The sequence below is a fragment of the Leptolyngbya sp. FACHB-36 genome (assembly GCF_014695955.1).
Taxonomy (GTDB): domain Bacteria; phylum Cyanobacteriota; class Cyanobacteriia; order Leptolyngbyales; family Leptolyngbyaceae; genus FACHB-36.
Genome location: NZ_JACJPG010000231.1, coordinates 1 through 10,316 on the forward strand (window position 1 = coordinate 1; position 10,316 = coordinate 10,316).

The 10,316-nt window shown below is 51.4% G+C and carries 8 protein-coding genes and 1 riboswitch; of the genes, 5 read left to right on the forward strand and 3 right to left on the reverse strand.

Going from position 1 to position 10,316, the window contains the following annotated elements; genetic code table 11:
* The 3 genes from H6F43_RS05515 to H6F43_RS05525 form a co-directional block, all read right to left on the reverse strand.
* Positions 1-2,228: cadherin-like domain-containing protein (locus H6F43_RS05515; RefSeq protein ID WP_190341479.1), on the reverse strand; the 2,228-nt coding region annotated here is incomplete at its 3' end.
* 558 nt (positions 2,229-2,786) lie between these two features.
* Positions 2,787-5,327, reverse strand: coding sequence for a peptidase domain-containing ABC transporter (locus tag H6F43_RS05520; RefSeq protein WP_190341481.1), 2,541 nt, complete (start codon positions 5,325-5,327; stop codon positions 2,787-2,789).
* Positions 5,324-6,085 (reverse strand): peptidylprolyl isomerase, encoded by a 762-nt coding sequence (locus H6F43_RS05525; protein WP_190341482.1) that lies wholly within the window; start codon positions 6,083-6,085, stop codon positions 5,324-5,326. The genes H6F43_RS05520 and H6F43_RS05525 overlap by 4 nt, the downstream gene beginning before the upstream one ends.
* A gap of 436 nt (positions 6,086-6,521) precedes the next feature.
* On the opposite strand from H6F43_RS05525, the gene H6F43_RS05530 reads away from it, so the two are divergent.
* The 5 genes from H6F43_RS05530 (at position 6,522) to H6F43_RS05550 (ending at position 10,181) form a co-directional block, all read left to right on the forward strand.
* The gene (locus H6F43_RS05530) at positions 6,522-7,157 is read left to right on the forward strand and encodes a peroxiredoxin (protein WP_190341484.1); all 636 of its coding nucleotides are present in this window, start codon (positions 6,522-6,524) and stop codon (positions 7,155-7,157) included.
* 146 nt (positions 7,158-7,303) lie between these two features.
* Positions 7,304-7,444 (forward strand): hypothetical protein, encoded by a 141-nt coding sequence (locus H6F43_RS05535; RefSeq protein ID WP_190341486.1) that lies wholly within the window; start codon positions 7,304-7,306, stop codon positions 7,442-7,444.
* Between the two features lie 211 nt (positions 7,445-7,655).
* Complete coding sequence (locus tag H6F43_RS05540) at positions 7,656-8,630, forward strand: cysteine synthase A (protein ID WP_190341488.1); 975 nt, start codon at positions 7,656-7,658, stop codon at positions 8,628-8,630.
* A gap of 131 nt (positions 8,631-8,761) precedes the next feature.
* Positions 8,762-8,826, forward strand: a riboswitch (Glutamine riboswitch).
* A 43-nt stretch (positions 8,827-8,869) separates the two neighbouring features.
* On the forward strand, positions 8,870-9,268 hold the full coding sequence (locus tag H6F43_RS05545; protein WP_190341490.1) for a DUF4278 domain-containing protein: 399 nt from the start codon (positions 8,870-8,872) through the stop codon (positions 9,266-9,268).
* A gap of 151 nt (positions 9,269-9,419) precedes the next feature.
* A complete protein-coding gene (locus H6F43_RS05550; protein WP_190341492.1) occupies positions 9,420-10,181 on the forward strand; it encodes a hypothetical protein in 762 nt (253 codons plus the stop codon).
* Positions 10,182-10,316 lie beyond the last annotated feature (135 nt).

Genomic DNA, 10,316 nt, shown 5'->3' on the forward strand with positions numbered 1-10,316 from the left:
ACGCCTTGATTTGTCACCAACACAGGCAGATCGTTTACGGGGGTGATCTGCAAGCTGAAGGTGTTCACTGGTGGAGTGAGCGTGCCACCTGCTCCATCTCCAGCGCTGAACGTAAAGCTGTCGTTCAGTGATTCGCTGCCGTCGTGGCGGTAGCTGAATTTATTGCCGCTGTTAATGTCTGCCTGAGTAAACGTCGTGCCCTTCGTGACCAGTGCACCGTTCAGCGACAGACTTCCCTTCGTTGGCAAATCGCCGACTGTGTAAACAAGCTGAGCCGTCGATTGCTCTGCATCAGTCAGCGCGAGATTGCTGCTAGATAGGTTGGCAACGGCTCCCTCGCTCAAAGTCAACGATACGTTTGTGGTTAGTACTGGCGCATCATTGACGGGAGTAACGTTAATGGAAAAGGTCGTAGCAGAAATGCTGCCGCCCTGACCGTCTGACACAGTGAAGACAAAGTTATCCGTTGTGGTTTCGCTACCATTTTGTCGATAGCTGAGTTTGCCACTGTCGATGTCGGCTTGGGTAAAGCGGTTTCCAGTCGTAATTCGGTTGCCGTCAAACAGCAAGTCACCTCTAGCCGAATTTGGCGAGGCAGAAAGGGCGTAAGTGAGTTGGTTCGCTGTGTTGTTTTCATCAGTGATGAGCAGGGTGCCGCGATCGATCGTCTTCGTAGCTCCCTCATTCAGCGTCAACGGGGCATTCGTTGCGAGAACAGGTCGGTTGTTGACCTTGAGATCCAGTTGGTAGGGAACGCTGGCGTTAACAACCGCTTTCGGAAAGACCCGAATGTAGTAGGTACCTGCATCGAAGGAGGTTGAAAAGGTTTCTGCCGTGCTGCCCGACTGCGTTCCACTGGCGAGGACAGAACCACTGGCGCTTAAGACTTCAATATCCAAATCAGCGGATAAGGCTCCGCCTGTTGGTCCAGTAAGGGTTACAACGAGATCAGTCGTGCTACCAAGGAGGAACTTGTAATAGTCCTCCCCATCGTTGGAATTGATTGCATCTTGGTACCTCCCATTACCGTTTAGAGAACCAATGAGTAGTCCATCTTGACGTTGGTTGCCAGCAAGATCAAATCCGACTGGATTGGGAATTGAGTTGTAGGAGGCTTTTGCAACCCAGCCAGCACCCGGTTGAGACGGCAGAGAAATAACTGAGGCAACAGCCGTACTATTCATTAGCCAGGCTTCGTTCGCGCCAGTAGCATAGTTGCGCCAGACAATATCTGTTTGACCATCCCGGTTAAAGTCTCCAGTTCCCTGAATCTGCCTGTTTTGGTCAGGATCAGACGGTAGCGAAATCAGCTTCTTAAACTCGACCCCGTTCATCAACCAAATAAAGTTATCGCCCGATCTCAAGTTACGCCAAACAAAGTCAGCGTTCTGATCTCCATCGAAATCACCGACGCCTTGAAGCGCCCATTCAGTTGATAGATCAAGCAAATAGGTAAATGAATCACGGGCTGTGCCATTCATGAACCAAACTAGATTTTCACCTGATGCATAGTTGCGCCAAATAAAATCTGCTTTGCGATCGTCATTGAAATCGGCTGTACCAACAAGTTGCCAATTTGTATCACCGATAAAGTCAATCGTCACGCTTCGTTCAATGGCATTGCCGTTCATTATCCAGGCTGCCACTTCACCACCATCGTAGTTACGCCAAAGAATATCAGGGGTCTGATCGCTGTTGAGGTCAGCTACTGCCTCAATGATCCAGCCAGAAGGAGCAATTGGCGTTAGGTTACTGACACCCGTGAGTGTGGCACCGTCCATCTGCCACACTTGATTCTCACCCGTACTGTAGTTACGCCACAGCATGCCTGACTTGATGTCGTTATCGGCGATCGCGTAGAGACTGTACGATGTATCTGGGGTGGTTGAAGACGGATTGTTTGGATCTGCGGGGGAGCCTGGAAACACCCGGATGTAGTAGATGCCAGGGTCCAGAATGGCATTGATCGCCTCAAGCAGCGTTCCCCCGTTGACCGAGCTTTGAGGCACACCATTGATGTTAATCGTGTTCCCAAGACTATTTAGCAGTTCAACATTTGCATTCGCATTCAAATCTTGTAGCGATGCGGCAAAGCTACTGCGTTCAGATAGCGTAAAACGATAATAGTCATTATCGCCAAAATTAACCGAGTCTGTGAAGGTTTTAACAACCGGTGCAAGACTAATATCTAATGCAGTGTTTGGTGTATTTCCTACGTTATCGGGCATTCTTATCACCCCTACAATGGCATAGTTAGTTTGCCCAGGAGGTATAAGCTTACTACCATCTTTCTGTAATCTTCATGCCCTTTATCCAAGTATTTAGCGCGATCGCGCTAAACGGACTAAACTCCATGGAATATACGGAATTTTTTGAAAGTAATACAGAAGAACTTAAGGATTTTCACGGATAACACTTTAGGACTTGTGTGAAACAAATCGATCGACTCAGTACAAACTTGAGAGAATATTTTTAGTGATCTAGTCAATCATTAGCGATCGAGTTTGAGCGCAGAGACCCCTCTTTGAAGTAGAAACACCTACGAAAGCCTCTTCGTATTTTTGTTGAGTTCTTTAGCTGATCGGAGCGATTATGCTAACTCTAAGCCGCAACATAATTTAGCGATCGAGATGAGCTTTATTCAACTAAAAACGCATTGATTCCGGTTAATTGGGAATCAATGCGCGGCGCTTCTAGTTTTTCGGTGATAAGCAACGCTATCACCGAAATAAGAGTTTCAATTATTTTGCTGGAGGTGACGAATTTCTAAAGAGCGTGTGGCTCCCCTATACCGAGGCTTGCTGGCGCTGATAAAGCGACCAGTACAGTCCTTTACTCTGCAATAGATCTGTGTGGGTGCCCTTTTCCACCAGCACGCCCTTCTCCAGTACCACAATCAGATCTGCCCGCTTCAGCGGCGCAAATCGGTGAGCAATCAAGAAGACGGTGCGATTCTGGGACACTCGCTGAAGATTTTGCAGCACCTGCTGTTCTGTTTCGCTGTCCAGAGCGCTAGTCGCTTCATCAAGCACCAAGATTGGAGCCTGCGACAGAAACAAGCGGGCAAGCGCGATTCGCTGACGCTGTCCACCTGATAGCGCTGTCCCTCGCTCTCCAACGCTGGTCTCGTAGCCATGAGGTAAGTCGCTGATAAAGTCGTGAGCAACTGCCAGTCGAGCGGCCTCCACAACCTGCTCCGCAGTGATGTCGGGGTTACCGAGAGAAATGTTTTCTAGCACTGTGCCGTTGAACAGAAAATCTTCTTGCAGTACGACACCGATCTGCTGTCGCAGCGAAGCAAGGTCTGCACTCTTGACATCAAAACCGTCTACAAGAATACGGCCAGACTCCGTTGGGTAGAGGCGTTGCAGCAGTTTTGACAGGGTACTCTTGCCAGAGCCACTGCGTCCTACGACACCGACCAGCATTCCCGGCTCCACGTTGAAGGAAATACCACGAAGTACAGGTTCTTGGTTCGGTTGATAGCGAAAAAAGACTTGCTCGAAGCTGACTTGTCCTTTCAGCGGCGGCAGCACCAGTCCCGATCCCGCTTCGGCTTCTGGTGCCGTATTGAGAATGTCACCAATACGATCGACCGACAGCAGCACTTGCTGAAGATTTTGCCACAGTTGCACCAAGCGCAGCAGCGGACCCGTCATTCTGCCGGACAGCATTTGAAACGCGACCAGTTGTCCGATCGTCAGTTCTTGCTGGATGACAAACTTTGCACCGAACCAGAGAATCAGCAGCGAGGAAAGATTCGTGAGAAAGTCGGCAATATTATTGCTGACATTTGAAGTGGTCGAGGCTTTGAATCCAGTGCGAATAAAGCGAGCAAACAGTCCTTCCCAGCGATCGCGGGACACTTTCTCGGCAGTATGTGCTTTGACGGAGTGAATGCCCGTAATTGTTTCTACCAAGAACGATTGGCTATCGGCGCTGCGATTGAAGGTTTCGTTGAGATGAGTTCTCAGAATCGGCGTTGCAACCAAGGTCAACATAGCAAACAGGGGAATCACTGCCAGCGACACCCAGGTAAGCGGCACACTGTAGTAGAACATGATCGTCAGGTAGACCACCGCAAAGATGGAATCCAGCACCACTGTGAGTGCGGTACCTGTCAAGAACTGACGGATATTCTCCAGTTCTTGCACCCGAGCGACCGTATCTCCCACACGCCGCGACTCAAAATAGGAAAGCGGCAACCGCATTAGGTGGCGAAACAGTTGAGCCGACAAGCTCAGATCCAGACGACGAGCGGTGTGTGTGAAAATGAACAGCCGCAAGAATCCCAGGAATGCCTCGAAAAACGCCACGCTTAGTAGCGCGATCGCCATCACATCCAGCGTCGAGATGCTGCCCTGCACCATAACTTTGTCGATCACAACCTGAGTGATCACCGGAGTCGTCAAGCCCAAAAGTTGCAGTGTGAACGACGCCAGCAGCACCTCAGCTAGCAAAGTCCGATACCTCATTACCGCAGGCAAAAACCAGGCAAGGCTGAAGCGCTCCTGCTTCTGAACCAGTTCTACCTGCCAAAGTTGCCCGTTCCATGCGGCCTCTACCTCACGACGCGGTACACTCTCGCAGGTGAGATTGGGGTTCAGGGGATCGGCAAGAATCAAACGCTCCCCTTTAACGGCATAGACAACCATCCAGTGAGGAGTTTGGTTCTTTTCTGTCCCACTCCACAGCATCAAGGCGGGCAGCGCAAGCTGGCGCAAGTTTGTCCAAGTTGTTTCGACGTGGCGAAGTTGCAGCCCCAGTTTTTCAGCGGCTTCAACGACATTGGGGGGGCGCTGGCCACGTAGCTGGCGCTGTACCCAGTCCAGCTGCGCCGAATTTTGCAGATGATTCGCCACCATGGTCAGACACGCCGCTGCTGTATTGACACCGGGGACGAAGGGAAAGCCGTCGATCGACTGCCGCGATTCAACCGTTTGCGGTTGGTAACGCTGGCGCTGGACTGCCCAAAACCGCTCGAGATCGGGTGAAGCAATCGTGCTCCAAACACTCGATTTCCAGATGGCTACCACTACATCCTTGTCGGCTGTTCGTGCCTTCCAGTAGCCCGGTAGCTCTAGCACATTGCCCAACCAGTCTCCCTGTTTCAGCACGATCGAGGGCCCCTCTTCTGGAACCAGCCGCACCTTGCCTGAAATCACCAAGATTAGCTGGTCCGTCACCTCCGTAGACCACAGCATCTCACCTAGATTGCAGCGACGGATTTCGGCTTCCCGCTTGAACTGTACCTGCTGCTCAGAATTCAGCAGCGAGAGTGGAGGGGCACTCCAAGGGAGATCAATGGTTGGGTCGTTGGCAATCATTCATTCACCTGCAATTTCACTGTCATTGTCTGGATTCTTTCTGCCAGCCAGCGGTCAAATACTTCAGTTTGAATCGCCTGCCGCAACTGGTTATCTTCTAGAGTGGCTGGTAGAAACTGCTCCACTCGAAAAATTGCCCAATACTTCTCGATCGCAATTGGTCCCACTAGTTCACCCGGACTTGCTGCATCGATCGCTGCCCGCAACGTATCCGGCAAGGTTCCTCGACTCACAGGACCCATCATGCCGTTTGCCACTCGCTCATCAGCCGTGGAGTACTCTTTGGCAAGCTGTTCAAAGCTGGCACCTTCACCAACCTGGCTGTGGAGTTCTTCGGCAAGGTCTTTGTTTTCAACCACGATGCGGGACAGAACCACGCGATCGAGAAACACCTTGCGTTCGATGAAGTGCTCTTGCAGGCGTGCTTCTGTCACCTGAGCTTTCAATTTCTCCAGCTTGAAGCTGTTGGTGATTTGACTGTGGAAGATTTCGTAGTTTGTGCCGTTACGGGTTAACCAGTCCTGAAACGCTTTTGGGTCGGTTAGCTGCTGCTGCAAGCGAAAATCCACTACGGCTTGCTCAACCATCGCCGGACTGACTTCTAGATCGGTGCGTGTCTCAAGCTCTTGCTCTAACACGTACTGGCGCAAAATATCTCCAATAAAGGCTTGTAGCTTTCCAGCTGCTTGGAGATACCGCAAACACTGCCGCAGGGGGAGCGGCTGTTCGTCCACAATAAGTAAGGCTTTCGCGTCCATGAAGTACCCGATAGGTTCTAGCGTCCTGTTGCTATGGTGCCCAAATTTTGCACCCACTTCGCACAATTTTTGTGCAAACTCTGTGAAAGTTCCGTAGAATCTCAGAGAAAATTCAGTAGCCGTTCGGCATGCATTTGCTTGAGCAGGCTATTTCCGTAAGGTTCCTCCGTAAATTCCGTCATCCGTGCAGCCTTGCTAGCAATCGCTAACATTCGTTGTGAATATCGCCTGTTGCGTGTTCATTCCGTATCCTCGATTATGGTTCAATGAATTAGGCAACGGCTACTCAATGCTGATTGTGCGGTGAGATCGCTGAAACTGCTTCATCCCATTTGGCGCTAAAATCCTAAATAAGATCCAAACTCCGACCGGGAAATGGGAGTTTTGTGGCATCATAGAAAACTGTCAGAAATTGCAACTCAACAGGAAATTCGCTATGGCTCTGAGATTAGGCGATGTCGTTCCCAACTTTACACAAGACTCGTCCGAAGGTTCGATCGACTTTTATTCGTGGGCAGGAGATAGCTGGGTGGTTTTGTTCTCGCACCCTGCGGACTTTACACCCGTTTGCACCACTGAACTTGGTACCGTTGCCAAGCTCAAGCCCGAATTCGATAAGCGCAACGTCAAGGTGCTAGCGCTGAGCGTGGACACTGCGGATCACCATCGCGATTGGATCGGTGATATCAATGAGACTCAAAGCACCAACGTCAACTATCCGATTCTGGCAGACCCCGATCGCAGCGTATCGGATCTGTACGACATGATTCACCCGAACGCCAATAACACTCTGACGGTGCGATCGGTGTTTATTGTGGACCCGAACAAGAAGCTGCGCCTGACGTTTACCTATCCCGCTAGCACCGGACGCAACTTCGAGGAAATCCTGCGGGTCATCGACTCGCTGCAACTAACGGACAGCTATGGCGTTGCGACGCCTGCTGACTGGAAAGACGGCGGCGATGTGGTAGTGGTGCCGTCAATTTCCACAGAGGATGCTCAGCAGCGGTTTCCAAAAGGTGTAACAGTCGTCAAGCCCTACTTGCGGACAACGCCTCAGCCGAATAAGTAGTTGTCCTGAGCGATTCGCTCATCGCTATCTTGAATCATCGGTGTCATTTCACAAGCCTGCTGTTTCCTTGAAGAAAACAGCAGGCTTTGTGCCACGATCGCCTTTAGACTGGGAAGGTATTCATTCAGCACCGTACCTTTTCAGATATGGCTACCGACGATCGTAAGAAACGCATTATGGAGCATCTTGCCCGCAGCAGCGGCGACTACATCAAACGCTCCACGTCCACCTCGAGCGGTGAACGAAAGCAGCAAATCCTGGATCACATTCGCCAGACATCTGGTTAATCGGTGACTCACAGGGTGGGCAATGCCCACCCTCTTTTTTAGAGGCTATTGGGACTGCTCGGATCGATTCGGTTAAGAAGCAGGAGCGTAGGCACAGCAATTCCCCTTCACTGTGGCTGCTGCTCATACAATACCCACTGCTTGTTCATCTGCCCATTCACCCAGTTGCTGCAATACGCCAGAATTTGGATAGGGAAACAAACAGGTCAACATGGATATCAAACGTGGATTTGTCGATACGATTGGCAACACGCCGCTGATTCGGCTTAATAGCTTTAGCGATGAAACGGGATGTGAAATCCTTGGTAAGGCAGAATTTCTTAATCCGGGTGGCTCCGTTAAAGATCGGGCAGCGCTGTACATCATTCAGGATGCTGAAGAGCGAGGCTTACTGAAACCGGGTGGTACCGTAGTTGAGGGAACAGCGGGCAACACGGGAATTGGCTTAGCACATATCTGCAACGCCAAAGGCTACAAATGCCTCATCATCATTCCCGAAACCCAATCGCAGGAGAAAATCGATTTGCTGCGGACCTTGGGAGCCGAGGTCCGAACGGTGCCTGCTGTGCCGTACAAAGACCCTAACAACTACGTCAAGCTCTCCGGCAGAATCGCTGCTGAGCTAGAGAATGCGGTTTGGGCAAATCAATTTGATAATTTGGCAAATCGTCGCGCTCATTATGAAACTACAGGACCCGAAATTTGGGCACAGACGGATGGCAATGTGGACGCTTGGGTGACAGCGACAGGAACAGGCGGCAGCTACGCTGGAATTGCCATATTCTTAAAGGAGAAGAATCCATCAACTCGCTGTGTGATTGCAGACCCGATGGGAAGCGGGCTGTACAGCTACGTTAAAACGGGTGAGCCAAAAAGCGAGGGCAGTTCGATCACCGAAGGCATCGGCAACAGTCGAGTGACGGCAAACATGCAAGGTGCTCCAGCCGATGACGCAATCCGAATTGACGACAAACAAGCTGTGCGCGTTCTTTACCAGCTTCTAGAGAAAGAGGGGCTCTTCATGGGTGGCTCTGTGGGTATTAACGTTGCCGCAGCAGTGGAGCTAGCGAAGCAGATAGGACCGGGGCACACGATCGTCACACTCCTGTGCGATGGCGGCAGTCGCTATCAGTCGAAGCTGTTTAACCGCGAGTGGTTAGCTTCGAAGGGGCTGTTGCCTAGTTAGCGATCGCCCTTAGCCTCAAAATACTTGACTTTCTGGCGTCCTTAGGACACCAGAAAGTTTACTAATTTTTAATAAGCTAGCGGTTTATTCTCTATTCTGTAGCTTATACTACAGACATGAGCCAAATAAAGACCGTTCATCTCTCTTGATGAAGCTGGAGAGACGGAAGTAGGGAGAAGTCCCGAAGGAACGCGCCTCATTTCGACAAGCGATACATTACAACTGACGAGGCGAATACTATGAAACTTCTTTATCGAGGCGTTGGGTATGATTATGACCCACAAGCAGTCCGAAGCGATCGTCCCTGGAATCGGGTACGGGCTGCACGCGCCGGATATACACTGACTTATCGGGGTGTGTCTTACAGCATTGATCCCAACCAAGAGGTTCCCGATCATTCGGCAATGCCTGTTGCTCAACTTACCTACCGTGGCGTAGCGTATGGGCTAAACGGTTGGACTCCGGCTGCTGTGGCTGAGACCGTTGCTCCCCGTGCAGCGCGGAGTCGATCGGAAGTTGCCGCTGCTCATCGTAGCAATCTCTACCGCAACGTACAGCATCGGCTTCAAGTAGCCCAAGAGAAAGGCGATATGGCATTGGTTCGCCTGCTAGAGCAAGAGCTACAGCACATCGCGTAGGCAAATAGCGTTTAGTAAGGCTCCACAACGATAGGGGTTTTGATTCAGTGGAGAGCGGTACAAGGACATGTTCTTGTACCGCTTTTTCTGTGCGCTACTGACGTCTGCGTGTAACATGGCTGGCATTAAAGCCGACGGGAGGAGTTACGGTATGGCAGGTCGAAGCCGAGGAACAATCACTTGGGGTGGACAACACACTTGGATTAGCAGTGCTCGAATGGTTAGTAATTCCGCAGCGCTGGCGTTGCTGCTGGTAGGAATTAGCACAGCAGGACGATCGCAGTCGGCTCCTGAACTGCTTCCACCACCGCCACCGTCGCTTCCCGGTGCTTCAGCTAATCCAGGTATCGATCCAACAGCACCGATTCCAACCGCTCCACTGTCTCCGCTTCCACAGACTCCGCTTGCACCAACTCCGCAAGAAACCGTGTTTCAGGCACCGATCGACTTTCAACGGGCAGTGCCAGGAAAGTATCTCGTCTATGTTAATGGCGACAGTTCCTACCTACTACAACAGGTGCAGACCGTGGAACCGCGCGCCTTTATTCAGACCTATCAAGGGCGGCGGGTGATTCAAGTAGGAACTTTCAACGAGGAAACCAATGCTCAACGGCAGGTAACAGCGCTAGCGGCGCAAGGCATCCGCGCAGAGACAAGGGCCGCTAATTCAGCCGCCAATCCTATGCCGATCAATCGCTATTTGATTGTGGTTCCAGGTAGCCGAAATGAATTGCCGCAGCTAGCAGATCAGGCAATTCGACTGGGTGTCCGCCAGGATGCAATTCAGCCTAAAGAGGCGCCTCTGGGTCCTCACCTAGAAATTGGTCCGTTTCCGGGACGCGGCGAGGCAGAGACGGTAAGTCGCTACCTGCGGAGGAGTGGCATGGATTCGCGGGTCTACTACAGTCGTTGATGTCGCAGCGCTTAGCCCCACTATGCTGACCTCCGATCGCGCGCTTGATTCACACTTCATCGTGACTGCTGACCAGATGCGGCAGATTGAGGAGCGACTGTTTGCAGCCGGAATGCCCGTGGCGGCGCTGATGGA

Bases quoted from the DNA above. Each gene is read 5' to 3' on its own strand.
- H6F43_RS05520 (WP_190341481.1), bottom strand. From the start codon at position 5,327: ATGATTGCCAACGACCCAACCATTGATCTCCCTTGGAGTGCCCCTCCA.
- H6F43_RS05525 (WP_190341482.1), bottom strand. From the start codon at position 6,085: ATGGACGCGAAAGCCTTACTTATTGTGGACGAACAGCCGCTCCCCCTG.
- H6F43_RS05530 (WP_190341484.1), top strand. From the start codon at position 6,522: ATGGCTCTGAGATTAGGCGATGTCGTTCCCAACTTTACACAAGACTCG.
- H6F43_RS05535 (WP_190341486.1), top strand. From the start codon at position 7,304: ATGGCTACCGACGATCGTAAGAAACGCATTATGGAGCATCTTGCCCGC.
- H6F43_RS05540 (WP_190341488.1), top strand. From the start codon at position 7,656: ATGGATATCAAACGTGGATTTGTCGATACGATTGGCAACACGCCGCTG.
- H6F43_RS05545 (WP_190341490.1), top strand. From the start codon at position 8,870: ATGAAACTTCTTTATCGAGGCGTTGGGTATGATTATGACCCACAAGCA.
- H6F43_RS05550 (WP_190341492.1), top strand. From the start codon at position 9,420: ATGGCAGGTCGAAGCCGAGGAACAATCACTTGGGGTGGACAACACACT.